Origin of the sequence: Helicobacter pylori (assembly GCF_003638305.1) — a bacterium.
Taxonomy (GTDB): domain Bacteria; phylum Campylobacterota; class Campylobacteria; order Campylobacterales; family Helicobacteraceae; genus Helicobacter; species Helicobacter pylori_DJ.
Genome location: NZ_MVYP01000016.1, coordinates 1 through 16,166 on the forward strand (window position 1 = coordinate 1; position 16,166 = coordinate 16,166).

The following is a 16,166-nucleotide window of genomic DNA, read 5'->3' on the forward strand; positions in this document are numbered from 1 at the left end:
GTTTTGAGCGTTAGAAATCGTTTGGATGCGTTCTTGATTCAAAAAGGGGTTATTGTGCTCAACGGCATGACTGATGGAATATTCAAAACCCACGCTCGCATACGCCCCATTTTCTTCAGCGATACAATAAGATAAAAATAATAAAGATAAAGATAAGGGTAAAGATAAAGAATATAAGGCTTTTTGAAATTGCATGGGTGATCCTGTTATGAATTAGGCTTGTTAAAAACAGGTTTAATGATACCATTAAAAAGCATAGCGCATACCAATATTTCCGGTAATATTAATATCTTTATAATCAAGCCCAAACCTAGCCCCAATGCCCGCATTCACATAAAAGGTTTTGAATAACCTTATCTCCCCGCCTGTGATAATGCTGGCAAAAGTGTTGTATCTGCCACCATCTCTATAGCTTAGGGTGTTATTACCAATAAAACGCACCATTTTATCCCCCATAGAATTAATAAATAAATCTCTGCCCACATCCGCAATCACAAAATAATAAGAGTTTTTATTGAAATAATGCCGACTTTCTAGGGCAAAATTGATCGTTAGAACGGATTTTTTATTAGGGTCAGCATTGGCTCTGAATTGATTATAAATAGGGTCATCCATAATACCCCTTAAACCAGACAAACCAATGTAATAATAAGCTAAGCCTATTTGGGGTTTAAAAATAACGCTTTTATCTTTAAACATGAAGTCATAGCCATAATTGATTTTAGCGTCAGTCGTCCAAGTGTCGTATTTGTAAGACTGATTGATGATTGAGAGTAGGGGGTCATAGGAGTTGATGAAAGTTTTATTGTATCCCCAAGTCTCATTCAAGCTCATGGTTAATTCGCTTCTTTTGATAAACGCTCGGCTATAAACGCCCACATTGACATTGCTAGAGCCTGATTGAGTGATGTTTGCATGGAACCCGCTATACCCATAAGCGGCATAACCCCCCACAATCACGCCCTTAATGAATCGGTCATACCCTATATTGATACCATATAAAGTTCCAGTGCCTCCATTAATGAAACTAGCCCCTCCAACTCCTGTCGCCCACACATTATTTTTAACTCTATTCCTTTGAGAGTATTTTAAAATCACATCCATAGCGTTAGGGATCGCATCAGCAAACCGCTTGTTTTTAAGGGCTTCTAAGCGTTCTAAGAAATCAGAACGGGCGAAAGTTGAAGTGTCAGAGAGCTTGGCTAAACGACTCATTTGTTGCGTGTAGGTGTTGATCTGTAAAATATTAGTGGCGTCATTTTTAAAATCAGGGTTAGCGATGACTTCTAAAGTGTTAGCAATATCCCCAGCGATCGTGGTTAAATCTTTTACGGAATGGCTTTCTAAATAATAGGGAGCGAATAAAGGGCTTCCCTTAGTTTCAAAGATTTTATTGAGCCAATTAATCGCTTGATTACCTCCAGCTTGATCAATGCTATCCACGCTTTGAACGCCCTGAATTTGAGCGATATATTGTTTTAAAGTTGGGGCTTGTAGGTTATTGATAGGATCATTAGAAACAGCGATTTTCACTTTATTATAAAGAATGGAAGTGTAAATGTATTGGTTTTGAGAGTCCTTAAAGCCTACAAATAAACCGCCATCTTTAATATTCACGGCTTGCCCGTTATAGGTTAAGCCGTTGTCAGTCATCACCATGTGCTTGCCATTAATATCAATGAGCGCATAAAGCTTAAGGTAATTATCTAGGCTACTGCCTCCTGTGATTTGGTTGTTATACCCGTAATAAATGGCTTTAGCGCTATCAATCAGCGTGTAAGTGCCTGCTTCTTTTGAAGAAGTGTTGAACTGGATTAAGGAGTTATTGTCATTAGCCATGATTGTCGCTGCGCCTTGAATATTGATAATAGCATGGCTAGCTGAATGACTGATATTAAACACCAAATCGCCATAGCTATTAAAATTCCCCATGACATTCAAGCCACTAGCGTTAGTGCTTAAAGTCGCTTGTTGGTTTAAGGTGAAATTACCATTAATATTAGCCGTAGAGTTAGAGGCGTTGTTAAAAGCGTTGGTGATCGTTAAATTATTGGCTTGCAAGGTCGCGTTTTCATTGAGATTGAGCGTGCCTATAACGCTATTATTTGTTACTTGAGACAAATCAATAGCCCCATTAGAAGCGATTGCGCCTAAGAAAGTGAAGTTATTAGCGCGCACGCTTAAAGACTCATTGGTGGGGGTTACGCTAGAGTTTGCAGAAGAGCTGTTTTTGGTTGTAGGGCAATTGGCTAAATTGATACAAATTTCCCCTTTTTGAACGCTCACATTATTCAAACCCGCATTAAGGCTTAAGCCATTAGTGGCGTTTAGGGTGGTGATATTGATGTTAGAAACACCGTTAGAAGCAAAAATCAATGCGCCTTGATACTTGCTAAAGTCAATCGTATTATCGCCATTAAAAATAATAGACTTGTTGGCGACAAAATTCAAACTGCCCCCTGTAGCGTTGCTAAAAGAGCTGTTATTGACAAAAACATAGCCATTGCTTAAAAAGTTAAAATACCCTTTTTGCCAAAAATCATGCAAGCCTCTAGGCGATAAAAGAGCGCCTAAATCGTTTTCTTTGAGCGCGTTTTGTAAAGAGGGCGGCAACACGCTCCCTAAACCTTGATTATAAACGCCGCTCAACCCGCCTTGAGAAATGATATTATTGATGATATTACTCACTAAGCCTTGACTTTCTAGCTTTTTGACAACATCTTGTCCTAAAAACTCGTTCAACAAGTCGTTCGCTACCACACCAATATCTTTTTGCAAGCTTGTAGGGGGGTTAGTAATATCCTTTAAAACCACGCCTAAAATAGAGCTTAATTCAGAAGCGTCTATATACCCACCGATGAAATTCAAAAGCCCTTTATCGTCTAGCATGCTTTTTAAAGACTGCTTAGCAAGGTAGTTTTCTATGACGGATGGGGTAACAAAATTACCAAAAATGCTTAGTTTTTGACTGATAATGTTTTGGATTTCATTCATGACTCCACTATTATTCAATAAATCATCTAAGTTATTTTGACCTATAAGTTGGCCCAAGGTTTCATCTTGCAAGCTAGCGGGTAATTCCTTACTCAAAGGGCTTAGAGCGTTTTCTATAAAGTTTCCTAAACCGCCGGCTTGCTTGATTTTTTCCATAGCCATTTGACTGAGAACATTCGCTAAATTCCCTTGATTAAAGATTTTATCAATCCCTTCTTGGCCCAAAAGATTAAAGATATTGTCTGTGGCTTGAGCTTCTATATTAGCTTTATTCAACACTAAGTTATTAGCGCTTTGAAAGGTTACATCCGCGCTCCCTCCGCTTTCAAAGGCGTTACCACTTCCAATTGTCCCGGTAATATAAATGCTTTTAGCTTTAAAATCAGCGTTAATGTAGCCTAAATAAGGGGAAGTTGAGCCTAATAATTGCCCCAAGTAAGTGTTCCTAAAAGAAGAACAAGTGGCGCTATCTAGCGCGCAAGGACTGCTATAGCCATTGCCCCCAAACCATATAGAGCTAGTAGAGTTTGTAACATTATCTTGAGTAGCGCCTATAACGAGATTCCCGTTATTAAAGGTTTGATTGATGTTGTCAGTCAAATGGTTGATAATGTCTAGGAGCGCTTGCTTTTGCGCTTGGGTGATTTTAATCTTGTCTAAGAGTTGCAACACTTCATTGATGTTAGTGATATTGTCTAATTGGTTGGATTCAATCATTTCTTTTAAGGTAGCGGAATTTTGAGAAAGGATCCCTAAAAGCGTTTTTAAATTCTCGCTAGAAAAACCCTTATTGTAGATATTTAAACTATTCAAAGGCTGGTTAAACGGGCTATAAGTGCCTGGGGTTTGAGGCGTTTGAGAGCCTTTAGGGGTGAAAAGGCCTTTAATATTGCTTGTTAAGTAATAAGTGCCTGCTTGATTGTCGCTATAATCATAGCTATAACCGGTAGGATTTTGCTTAGAAGCTTGGTAATTATAAAGCTCAGGAGCGATATTGAAAATAGTGTTAGAAGCCGAGTTGGGGTTATTTAAAACTTCTATGGTTAAATCCCCATTTTTAATGCTCTCTTGAATGATTTGAGAAGAATTGAGAGGGTTTATAAACGACCAAGTTTGAATGTTGTTATTATCGCTATAGGTAGCGTTTTGGATTTTCATGCCATAAAAAAGGATTTTTTCATAGCCATTAGCCCCACTAATGCCAGTAATCCCTTTTTGAGCGTTTAGGATGTTGTAAGTTACAGATTTTGTAATATTGTCAAAAATATTGATGTCAGATAAATTAATATCCCCATTACTCCCTAAAACAAACTGCCCGCTAACATTCATTAAAGCCTTAGTTAAAGAGGGCGTATAACCATTAAAATTTAACGCCCCATTAGCCGTAAGGTTATTAAAATTCAATGAGCTTGTGCTGTCAAAATTAAAGCTTGCTGTATCAATAGTCGTGTTGCCTCCAAAATCAGCCTGGCTTGCGCCTTGAAAATTGATATTAGCGTTTAAAGAGCTTGTGTTATTGGCTGATAAAACGCTATCGTCTAAATTGATAGTGGTGTTGTTTGAAAAACTAGCACTAGAAGCGTTGAGCTTGCTGCTCGCATTAAGACTGAGTGTCCCACCATTAAAAAAGAGGCTATTAAAGGTCGCTTGACTCCCATTATAGATATTGAGACTCGCTTGATTGTTAAAAGCGCTTGCGCCGCTTGCGTTCAAAACGCTTTGATTGTCTAAGCTCAAATTAGAATTGTTATCAAGCGTTAAAGAATTTTTAAAAGCGGCTTGACTTTTATTACCAAGCGTGATATTAGCGTTGTTTTGCAAGGTTGTATCGCCATTAAAGTTCAGCAAACTTTGAGAGCTAAGCGTAAAACTCGTGTTGCCTAAAAGCTGTGTCGTAGCGTTAAAATTGCTTGTCCCCCTAGAATACAAGACATTGAAAACCGCTTGCGTGTTATTGAAAATAAGGCTATTAGCCTGCAAATTATAGATCGCTCCCCCATTCAAACGAGAATTGACAAAGCTTAAAGAATTAGCGGCATTCGCGCTGATAACGCTTGATCCTCCAGGGTTTGTAAAGCCGCTGAACGAAGCGTTAGAAAAGGAAATATTCTTAGCGCTAAAACTGAATTTCCCCCAAGTCATATCGCTAAAACTGGAATTGGTTACGCTGATATTATTTAGAGCGTCAAAAGCGGCATAGGAATGCTGACTAGCCCCCGTTTGAATCATTTTAGTAACGGTTTCAGCGTCATTATAATTCAAGCCATCCATAGTGATGTTATCGCTTGCTTTAAAGGTGATGTTCGCTCCCCCGCCATCTGAATTTGAAACGCCTTCACCGGTTTTAAAATTATTGGTCAAGTAAATGTTGGCCGCATTAAAAGTCCCAGTAATATAACCAAAACCTCCATGCCCTATCCAAATCAAGCCGTTAGTGTTCGCGCTCTCTGTATTATTCCCTATGATCAAAGTGCCATTTTGGATATTCACGCCAAAACTTCTTCCAAATAAATTGGCTGTATAAGTGCTGAGCGTGTTGCCGCTTTGACCGCTCTGTCCTGAAAGATTGGGATCAATATAATAAACCCCTTTGTTTGAGTAAGTTTGATTTTGGAGGTTATAGACCCCATTCCACACATTCGTTGTGGGTAAATTTTGAGTAGGGGGTGTGGGTGGAACTTTATTAGGGGGAGTGTTTTGTGCGGTGTGTTTTGTAGGAGTGGGTGTAGGGCTTGGTGTGGGGCTTGCAGGCTTAGCGTTAGCTATCGCTTGCTTTAATCCCTCTTGTTCAGCGTTAAAAGTCTTTTCTTCGTTTTGTAAGGTTTGTTCATCTTGTTGTTCTTGTTTTTGCACAGTATTAAAGGCTTGTTCGTTAAAGCCTGTGGTGGAGTTGGCTAATTGTTTGATTTGAGCTAAATCTTTTTCTAACGCTTGCTCATCTTGTTGGATTTTTTGGTTGGTGTTTTCTAAACCTTGAGCGTCTTTAGCGACAGTAGTATTTTTGCTTTGAGTGTAGCTTGTATCATTATTTGCGATCGTGTTGTCGCTAGTAACATTATTCAAAGCGCTCTGGGAATGAGTGAGATCCTCTTGATAGGTTTGTTGGGCTTGAGCTTGTTCTTGTTTTTGTTGTTGTTCTTGCGCTTGTTGTATCGCTTGTTTTAATCCCTCTTGTTCAGTGTTAAAAGTCTTTTCATCATTCTGTAAGGTTTGTTCATCTTGTTGTTCTTGTTTTTGTGCATTCTTAAAGGCTTGTTCGTTAAAGCCTGTGGTGGAGTTGGCTAATTGTTTGAGATTGTTTAAATCTCCTTGTAACGCTTGTTCGTCTTGTTGGATTTGTTGGTTGGTGTTTTCTAAACTTTGAGCGTCTTTAAGGATAGTAGCATTTTTGCTTTGAGTGTAGCTTGTATCATTGCTTGCGATCTTATTATCACTAGTAGCGTTATTTAAAGCGTTTTGGGAATGAGCTACATCCTCTTGATAGGTTTTTTGGGCTTTGGCTTGTAAATCGTCTCCTAAAAATTGGGTAATAATGGATTGGTTGTTAAAGGTTTCTTGTAAGGTTTCATCTTGCCCGTTAATGTCAAAGGTTACATCATAAGTGTTATTACCCACTCCAACATAACTAATGGCTTTATCGCCCTTATAGTTGATTAAATCCCACAAATAGCTTTGATAAACCCCATACTGAATGGTCCCATTTGTCGTGAGAATGTCATAGGTTTGGTTGCTATTAAGGGTTTGATTGAGGTTAAAAATCGCACCAGAACCAAAAGACACGCTACCTTTAAGGCTAGCAAAAGGCGAACTTGAATTTAAAGTGTTAGTGCCTGAAAAACTCACCTTGCTGGTATTAAAATTATAAGTGCCTTGATTGAAGGTGTCGTTATTAAAGCTAGCGTTATTATTAAAATTATAAGTGCCTTGATTGAAATTGCTGTTTTCAAAAGTGGATTGGGCGCTATTAAAGTGATAAGTCCCTTGATTGAAGTTACTGTTATCAAAGCTTGAAGTGGCGCTGTTACTAAAGTTATAAGTGCCTTGATTGAAGTTCGTTTGATTGAAGGAGATGGCGCTATGATTATTATTACCGCTGAAATTAAAGCCCCCATCAGTGTCGTCTGTAAAGCTAGAGCCACTGACCTTGATATTAGAGCCTTTAAAATTCATGTAAGAGTGTTGCGTCCCTGCATCGTTATTGTCAAAACTCGCTTGATTGATAGTGATATTGTTAGCCGCATTAAAATTGAGCGTGACCCCACCACCATCAGAATAGGAGTTTCCGGTTGTGATATGGCTAGAATTAAAATTCATCGTTTGAGCGTCATAAGTGCCTGTGATATAGCCGACATCACCCCCATTAATACCTGTGCCTCCAAAGCGGATGTTCCCTCCCACATTAAGCGTGCCGCCATTGAATTTTTGCGTGAAACTAGCCCCACCAGCGCTATAAGTGGTAAGAGTGTTTAAATAATAAGTCCCAGAGCCTTGAGCGCTACTAAAAAGGCAATAAGAGTTGTGCGTGGGTGAATTAGGACCGCTTTCAATATTGTCTTGATAATTCCAAGACGACCATGACCAATAACGGCATTCGTTAGCCCTTAGGTGGGATAACCCCCCTAACGCTCCTATCAATAAAACCGAAGCTTTTAAAAAAGATTTGTTGCGATTAGAGAGCTTTTTAATAGGTTTTAAAGCTTTTTTATGGCATTTTAAGGGCTTTTCACGCTTTAAGATTTGATTCAATGTGAAAATTTCCTTTGAGATCTTATTTAATTTGAAAGATCCCTTTGAAATAAACTTGGAAATCAATCTAGCCTTTTTAAACGCCATTAAAACTCCAATCGTTTTTATTAAATCCCACATTATACAATTTGATGTTAAACAAGCTCAAAAAGATTCGCAAAATGACTTAATAATGATACATAAACTGCGCCATATCCACCAAACGATTAGAATACCCCCATTCGTTATCATACCACCCCATGATTTTGACCATATTCTCTAGCGTGAAAGTCAAATCAGGTGCGATGATAACGCTATGCGGATTAGAAATGAAATCAGAACTCACCCTTTCTTTTAAATCTATCTCTAACACGCCTTTTAAAACCCCTTTGGAAGCTTCAATCAATAAATCATTGATCGGATCTTTAAAGGCCTTTTTTTCTAAAAACAAACTCAAATCTATCATGGACACATCAAGGCTAGGTACTCTCACGCTATGCCCATGCATTTTATTTTTGAGATTGGGTAACACTTTATGCAAGGCTAGAGCGGCTTTAGTGGTGGTGGGGATAATGTTGCTTGCGGCTGCTCTTGAGCGCCGTTTATCCAAAGGGTGGGCCAAATCAATGAGTTTTTGATCGCTTGTATAGCTATGAATAGTCGTTAGCATGCCTTCTTTAATATTAAAAGCTTTATCTAAAATCGCGCAAATGGGCGCGATAGCGTTAGTCGTGCAAGAGGCGTTAGAAACAATGGCTTGGTTTTGATAGAGAAAATGATTGACCCCATACACTAAAGTGGGGTATTGTTTTTCATCGTATTCGCCCATAAAAGGAGCGGATAACAACACCTTTTTAGCCCCAAGCAAAAGATAATTTTCTAGCGTTTTAGGCTCTAAAAACTTCCCTGAACACTCTAGGATAACACCCACGCCTTTCAAGTCTTTGATGCTATTAAAAACAGGGATTTCTAACGAGCCGATAATAAGCTTGTAATTAGAGTAATGCGCCTCTTTAAAAAGCAGCCCATGCGCGCTGTCATGCTCTAAAAGATAAGCGAGAATTTCCCAATTAGCAGGATCATTGATGCCTATCACTTCTAGTTGAGGTTTTGTATCGTTGCGCTCTAAAATCGCTCTTAAAACGCATCTCCCAATGCGGCCAAATCCATTGATAAAAATTTTCATCGTAACTATTATCCTATTTTCAGACTTCAATTTCAATTTTAGGGGGTTTTGTTTGGTATTTTACTACATTTTGCGCTATTATATTGAACCTAGCTATAGGGTTAATTAAAATTATTTATTGAGTTGAAATTCAAGGAGTAAAACATGGCATTGTATGACAGAGCTAATTCTCGTAACGCGTATGCAGAAGATTCTTTATTGCATGAAAGCGAGCTGGTGGGTTTTGTTAAAACGACTTACAAGTTCTTTGCGGGCAGTTTGTTACTAGCGACTATTGGGGCGTTACTGGGTTTAATGAATTTTCAAGCCGTAGTGCAGTATAAATGGGTGTTTTTTATCGCTGAAATTGCGGCGTTTTTTGGTTTGATGTTTTCTAAATCTAAACCCGGATTGAATCTATTCATGCTATTTGCTTTCACTTCATTATCAGGGGTTACTCTAGTGCCTTTGTTGGGTATGGTGATTGCAAAAGCTGGTTTAGGGGCGATTTGGCAGGCTTTGGGCATGACGACTATTGTTTTTGGTTTGATGAGCGTGTATGCCCTTAAAACTAAAAACGATCTAGCGAATATGGGTAAAATGCTCTTTATCGCTTTGATTGTGGTGGTGGTGTGTTCACTCATTAACTTATTTTTGGGTAGCCCCATGTTCCAGGTTGTCATTGCGGGAGCGAGTGCGGTTTTATTCAGTCTTTATATCGCTTATGACACCCAAAATATCGTTAAAGGCATGTATGATAGCCCCATTGATGCGGCGGTGAGCTTGTATTTAGACTTTTTGAATGTCTTCATTTCTATCTTGCAAATCATTGGTATTTTTTCAGACAGAGACAAATAGTTTGAAAAAATAGGGGGGGACGCCACGCAAAAACCTAATAAAAAATATTTTAAAATATTGATAACGCTTCGTTTTATATTCTTTCTTTAAGGATTGGTTATGCCTAAACGCACCGATATTTCCAACATTCTACTGATAGGCTCAGGCCCTATTGTGATCGGGCAAGCTTGTGAGTTTGACTACTCAGGGACTCAAAGTTGTAAAACCTTAAAATCTTTAGGTTATAGAGTGATCTTAATCAATTCTAACCCGGCCACCGTGATGACTGACCCTGAATTTTCTCATCAAACTTATATCCAACCCATCACCCCAGAAAATATCGCCGCTATCATCAAAAAAGAAAAGATTGACGCTATTTTACCCACAATGGGCGGGCAAACCGCTTTGAATGCGGTCATGCAAATGCACCAAAAGGGCATGTTAGAAGGCGTGGAGCTTTTAGGGGCTAAGATTGAAGCGATTAAAAAAGGCGAAGACAGGCAGGCTTTCAAAGAAGCGATGTTAAAAATCGGGATGGATTTGCCTAAAGGGCGTTACGCTTATAACGAATTAGAAGCCCTAGAAGCCATTAATGAAATTGGCTTTCCAGCCATTATTAGAGCGAGTTTCACGCTGGCTGGGGGAGGGAGTGGGGTCGCTTATAATATTGAAGAGTTTCAAGAATTGGTTAAAAACGCCCTAGACGCTTCGCCCATTAATGAAATTTTGATTGAAGAGTCCTTGTTGGGGTGGAAAGAATACGAAATGGAAGTCATACGAGACAGCAAGGACAATTGCATCATCGTGTGTTGTATTGAAAACATTGATCCCATGGGCGTTCATACCGGCGATAGCATCACCATCGCTCCAAGCCTCACCTTAACCGATAAAGAATACCAACGCATGCGCGATGCGAGCTTTGCGATTTTGAGAGAAATTGGCGTGGATACGGGCGGGAGTAATGTGCAATTTGCGATCCACCCAGAGACTTTAAGAATGGTTGTGATTGAAATGAACCCACGAGTGAGTCGCAGCTCCGCATTAGCTTCAAAAGCGACCGGTTTTCCCATTGCAAAAGTGGCTACCATGCTTGCGGTGGGTTTTAGCTTAGATGAAATCAAAAACGATATTACCAACACCCCGGCGAGTTTTGAGCCTAGTTTGGATTATATCGTGGTGAAAATCCCTCGCTTTGCGTTTGAAAAATTTGCCGGTGTTTCTAGCACTTTAGGGACTTCTATGAAAAGCATTGGCGAAGTGATGGCGATAGGGGGGAATTTCTTAGAAGCCTTACAAAAAGCACTATGCTCTTTGGAAAACAATTGGCTAGGGTTTGAATCGTTAAGCAAAGATTTAGAAGCGATCAAAAAGGAAATCCGCCGGCCCAATCCCAAACGCTTGCTTTATATCGCTGATGCGTTCAGGCTCGGCGTTTGCGTGGATGAAGTGTTTGAATTGTGCCAGATTGACAGGTGGTTTTTATCTCAAATTCAAAAGCTAGTCAAAGCAGAAGAGGGCATCAATTCTAGCGTTTTAACGGACGCCAAAAAATTAAGAGGGCTTAAAAATTTAGGCTTTAGCGATGCCAGGATTGCCGCTAAAATCAAAGAAAATGAAAATTTAGAGATCAGTCCTTTTGAAGTGGAATTAGCCAGAATGCATTTACAAATCGCGCCCAATTTTGAAGAAGTGGACACTTGCGCGGCGGAGTTTTTATCGCTCACGCCTTATTTGTATTCCACCTATGCCCCTAACCCTTTGCCCCCTATTGAAAACAAACAAGAAAAACAAGAAAAGAAAATCCTAATCATAGGCTCTGGGCCTAATCGCATCGGTCAAGGCATTGAATTTGATTATTGTTGCGTGCATGCGAGCTTTGCTTTAAAAGATTTGAACGTTAAAAGCGTCATGCTCAATTGCAATCCAGAAACCGTAAGCACGGATTATGACACGAGCGATGCGCTCTATTTTGAACCCATTCATTTTGAGTGCGTGAAAAGCATCATTCAAAGGGAGCGAGTGGATGGCATTATCGTGCATTTTGGAGGACAAACCCCTTTAAAACTCGCTAAAGATTTAGCCAAAATGCAAGCCCCCATTATTGGCACGCCTTTTAAGGTGATTGATATTGCAGAAGATAGAGAAAAATTTTCCCTCTTTTTAAAAGAGCTTGACATTAAGCAGCCTGAAAACGGCATGGCTAAGAGTATTGATGAAGCTTATAGTATCGCTAATGTGATTGGTTTCCCTATCATTGTGCGCCCTAGTTATGTGCTAGGCGGGCAACACATGCAAATTTTAGAAAATATTGAAGAACTGCACCATTATTTAGAAAGCGTTACGCATTCTTTGGAAATTAGCCCTAAAAATCCGCTCCTCATTGATAAGTTTTTAGAAAAAGCAGTGGAATTAGATGTGGATGCCATTTGCGATAAAAAAGAGGTCTATATTGCCGGCATTTTACAGCATATTGAAGAAGCCGGAATCCATTCAGGCGATTCGGCATGCTTTATCCCTTCCACTTTAAGCCCTGAAATTTTAGATGAAATTGAGCGAGTTAGCGCGAAAATCGCTCTGCATTTAGGCGTAGTAGGGCTATTGAATATCCAATTTGCTGTTTATAAAAATTCGCTGTATTTGATTGAAGTCAATCCCAGAGCCAGCAGAACCGTGCCTTTTTTAAGCAAGGCTTTAGGCGTTCCTTTAGCCAAAGTGGCGACTAGGGTTATGGTGTTAGAAGATTTAAAAGAAGCCTTGAAGTTTTATGATAAAAAAAATATCGTAGAATATTCTAAAGGCGTTTATAAGCCTAAAATGCCCCATTTTGTGGCTTTAAAAGAAGCGGTTTTCCCTTTTAATAAACTTTATGGATCGGATTTGATTTTAGGGCCTGAGATGAAAAGCACCGGCGAAGTGATGGGGATTGCTAGATCTTTAGGGCTTGCATTTTTTAAGGCTCAAACGGCTTGCTTTAACCCCATTAAAAACAAGGGGCTTATTTTTGTCTCTATTAAAGATAAGGATAAAGAAGAAGCGTGCGTTTTAATGAAGCGATTGGTTGAATTGGGTTTTGAATTGTGCGCCACAGAAGGCACGCACAAGGCTTTAGAAAAAGCCGGGGTGAAGTCTTTAAAAGTGCTTAAAATCTCTGAAGGCCGCCCCAATATCATGGATTTAATGATGAATGGGGAAATCAGCATGGCTATCAACACCAGCGATCACAAATCTCAAGATGACGCCAAACTCATCCGCGCTTCTGTGCTTAAAAACCATGTGAGTTATTTCACGACTTTAAGCGCGATAGAAGTCTTACTTTTAGCGTTAGAAGAAAGCTCTCAAAAAGACGAGTTGTTAGCCTTACAAGATTATTTGAAGTAGTTTGATGGCGTTAGTGTATCTCGTTCAAAGCGATACTACTATAGGACTGCTTTCTAAAGACAGCGAAAAGCTCAACGCCCTAAAAGGTCGCCCTAAAAACCAAAGCGTTTTAATAGAAAGCGCTGATTTTAGCACCCTAAAAAGCCTAGTGCGCACGCCCAATGCGTTTAAAAACCTCATCAGGAGAAGCGCTAAAACCACTTTTATTTACCCTAACTCTAAAGCCGTTCGTGTGGTTAGGGGCAGGCATGGGGATTTTTTAAAGCGTTTTAAAACGCTCTATAGCACCTCAGCCAATCTCACCCAATGCGCTTATGATAAAGAAATCGCTTCCAATCTCGCTGATGTGATTGTGAGCGATGAAAGGGGTTTGTTTGAAAGCGCTAGTTCTAAAATATTCAGGCTCTATAAAGATAAAAAAGTGAGGGTGAGGTAGAAAAGACCTTTCGCATTCTGCGCGTTTTGAAAGGGGTTTTTGTGGGATTTTTCTAAAAGTTTATCATTCGTTTATTAAAAATGGCTAGCTCTTTTAAGGCGATTGTAATATTTTTTTGATTATAATAACACCTTTATTTTTTAAGAGAAATTATTATTATAATAAGTAGGATTTTAAGAATGAATGACAAGCGTTTTAGGAAGTATTGTAGTTTTTCTATTTTTTTGTCCTTATTAGGAATGTTTGAATTAGAGGCTAAAGAAGAAGAAAAAGAAGAAAAAAAGACAGAAAGGAAAAAAGATAAAGAAAAGAACGCCCAACACACTCTAGGCAAAGTTACCACTCAAGCAACTAAAATCTTTAATTACAACAACCAGACAACCATTTCAAGTAAGGAATTAGAAAGAAGGCAAGCCAACCAAATCAGCGACATGTTTAGAAGAAACCCTAATATCAATGTGGGCGGTGGCGCGGTCATAGCGCAAAAAATTTACGTGCGCGGTATTGAAGACAGATTGGCTAGGGTTACGGTGGATGGCGCGGCGCAAATGGGCACAAGCTATGGGCATCAAGGCAATACGATTATTGACCCTGGAATGCTCAAAAGCGTGGTGGTTACTAAAGGGGCGGCTCAAGCGAGCGCGGGGCCTATGGCTTTAATTGGCGCGATCAAAATGGAGACTAGGAGCGCGAGCGATTTTATCCCTAAAGGCAAAGACTACGCCATAAGTGGGGCTGCAACTTTTTTAACCAACTTTGGGGACAGGGAAACCATTATGGGCGCTTATCGTCATAATCATTTTGATGCGCTTTTGTATTACACGCACCAAAATATTTTCTATTATCGTGATGGGGATAACGCGATGAAAAATCTTTTTGACCCTAAAGCGGATAATAAAGTTACAGCAAGCCCTAGCGAGCAAAACAATGTGATGGCTAAAATCAATGGTTATTTGAGTGAAAGAGATACCTTAACGCTCAGCTATAACATGACTAGAGATAACGCTAATCGCCCTTTAAGAGCGAATTTTACCGGCACTTTTTTACCCTATTCTTGCGGCGATTTCAACGCTTTCCCTAACGAGAAAAACCCTAGCGATTGTTTGTTTGAAAATGACGCCAGTTTGTTTAAAACTTATAGCGTCAATTTAGTGCATAACGTGAGCTTGAATTATGAAAGAGAAGGGGGGAGTCGTTTTGGCGATCCTAAATTAAAAATCAATGGTTATACGAGCATTAGGAATGTCCAAATTGATCCGCTTTTCAGGCCTAGCGATATAGCGGCTATCATCCCTTTCACCCCAAACCCGCAACTCTCTCAAGGCGAAGAAAATCAATGCGTGGCGCAAGGGGGCATTTATGACGCTCTTAAACAAACCTGCTCCATCACTTTTAAAAGCCTTGGAGGGGGATCTGTTGTCGCTAATAAAAATTTATTCATCATCAATTCCGGGTTTAATGCGAACGTGATCCACACCATAGACCATAAGAATGACAATCTTTTGGAATACGGGTTGAATTACCAAAATCTAACCACTTTTGATAAAGCGATCCCTAATAGCGAATTAGTCAAGCCCGGCGATGCCCCTGATGCGTGCTTAAGGGTTATTGGCCCCAATGATCCTAACATGAACGGGCGCTGCCAACGAAATGGCGCTACGGCGAATGTGGTTGGGGTGTATGCGCAAGCGAATTACACCTTGCATCCTATGGTAACTTTAGGGGCAGGGACTCGTTATGATGTTTATACTTTAGTGGATAAAGACTGGCAATTGCACATAACTCAAGGGTTTAGCCCGAGCGCGGCTTTAAATGTATCGCCTTTAGAAAATTTGAATTTCAGGCTTTCTTACGCGTATGTAACCAGAGGCCCTATGCCTGGAGGTTTGGTGTGGATGCGTCAAGACAATTTGCGCTATAACCGCAATTTAAAGCCAGAAATTGGGCAAAATGTGGAATTTAACACCGAATACAGCAGTCAGTATTTTGATTTTAGAGTCGCCGGTTTTGTCCAATTGATTTCTAATTATATCAATCAATTTTCTTCAACGCTTTTTGTAACCAACTTGCCCGCGCAAGATATTATTTATGTGCCGGGTTATGAAGTTTCAGGGACGGCTAAATACAAGGGCTTTTCTTTAGGCTTGAGCGTGGCGCGATCATGGCCTTCTTTAAAGGGGCGTTTGATCGCTGATGTGTATGAATTGGCGGCTACAACAGGCAATGTGTTTATTTTAACGGCAAGCTATACAATCCCACGCACCGGGCTTAGCATCACTTGGCTTTCACGCTTTGTTACGGATTTGAGTTATTGCTCTTATAGCCCTTATCGTAACGGCCCTACGGATATTGACAGACGGCCTAGTAATTGCCCTAAAACGCCCGGGATTTTTCATGTGCATAAGCCGGGCTATGGGGTGAGCAGTTTCTTTATCACTTACAAGCCCACTTATAAAAAACTCAAAGGGTTGAGCCTGAATGCGGTGTTTAACAATGTTTTTAACCAACAATATATTGATCAAGCAAGCCCGGTGATGAGCCCTGATGAACCCAATCAAGACAAATACGCAAGGGGCATGGCAGAGCCTGGCTTTAACGCTAGATTTGAAATTTCTTATAAGTTTTAATAAT

6 protein-coding genes and 1 pseudogene are annotated in these 16,166 nt (G+C 39.8%); 4 read left to right on the plus strand and 3 right to left on the minus strand.

Features of this window, described 5'->3' with window-relative positions; genetic code table 11:
- The 3 genes and pseudogenes from EAL04_RS06865 to gap form a co-directional block, all read right to left on the minus strand.
- Nucleotides 1-195: pseudogene (locus EAL04_RS06865) on the minus strand (hypothetical protein); the annotation flags it as partial.
- Between the two features lie 51 nt (nucleotides 196-246).
- Complete coding sequence (locus EAL04_RS06870; protein ID WP_120974227.1) at nucleotides 247-7,827, minus strand: vacuolating cytotoxin domain-containing protein; 7,581 nt, start codon at nucleotides 7,825-7,827, stop codon at nucleotides 247-249.
- 79 nt (nucleotides 7,828-7,906) lie between these two features.
- A complete protein-coding gene (gene gap / locus EAL04_RS06875; protein ID WP_120974229.1) occupies nucleotides 7,907-8,905 on the minus strand; it encodes a type I glyceraldehyde-3-phosphate dehydrogenase in 999 nt (332 codons plus the stop codon).
- 144 nt (nucleotides 8,906-9,049) lie between these two features.
- Between gap and EAL04_RS06880 the strand changes: the two genes are divergently transcribed.
- From EAL04_RS06880 to EAL04_RS06895, 4 genes are all read left to right on the plus strand, one after another.
- A complete protein-coding gene (locus EAL04_RS06880) occupies nucleotides 9,050-9,742 on the plus strand; it encodes a Bax inhibitor-1/YccA family protein (RefSeq protein ID WP_120974231.1) in 693 nt (230 codons plus the stop codon).
- Nucleotides 9,743-9,841: 99 nt separating this feature from the next.
- Nucleotides 9,842-13,099: a carbamoyl-phosphate synthase large subunit gene (gene carB, locus EAL04_RS06885; RefSeq protein ID WP_120974233.1), complete on the plus strand. Its 3,258-nt coding sequence runs from the start codon at nucleotides 9,842-9,844 to the stop codon at nucleotides 13,097-13,099.
- A 4-nt stretch (nucleotides 13,100-13,103) separates the two neighbouring features.
- The gene (locus EAL04_RS06890; RefSeq protein ID WP_120974235.1) at nucleotides 13,104-13,535 is read left to right on the plus strand and encodes a Sua5 YciO YrdC YwlC family protein; all 432 of its coding nucleotides are present in this window, start codon (nucleotides 13,104-13,106) and stop codon (nucleotides 13,533-13,535) included.
- A gap of 179 nt (nucleotides 13,536-13,714) precedes the next feature.
- On the plus strand, nucleotides 13,715-16,162 hold the full coding sequence (locus EAL04_RS06895; RefSeq protein WP_120974237.1) for a TonB-dependent receptor domain-containing protein: 2,448 nt from the start codon (nucleotides 13,715-13,717) through the stop codon (nucleotides 16,160-16,162).
- Nucleotides 16,163-16,166: the final 4 nt, after the last annotated feature.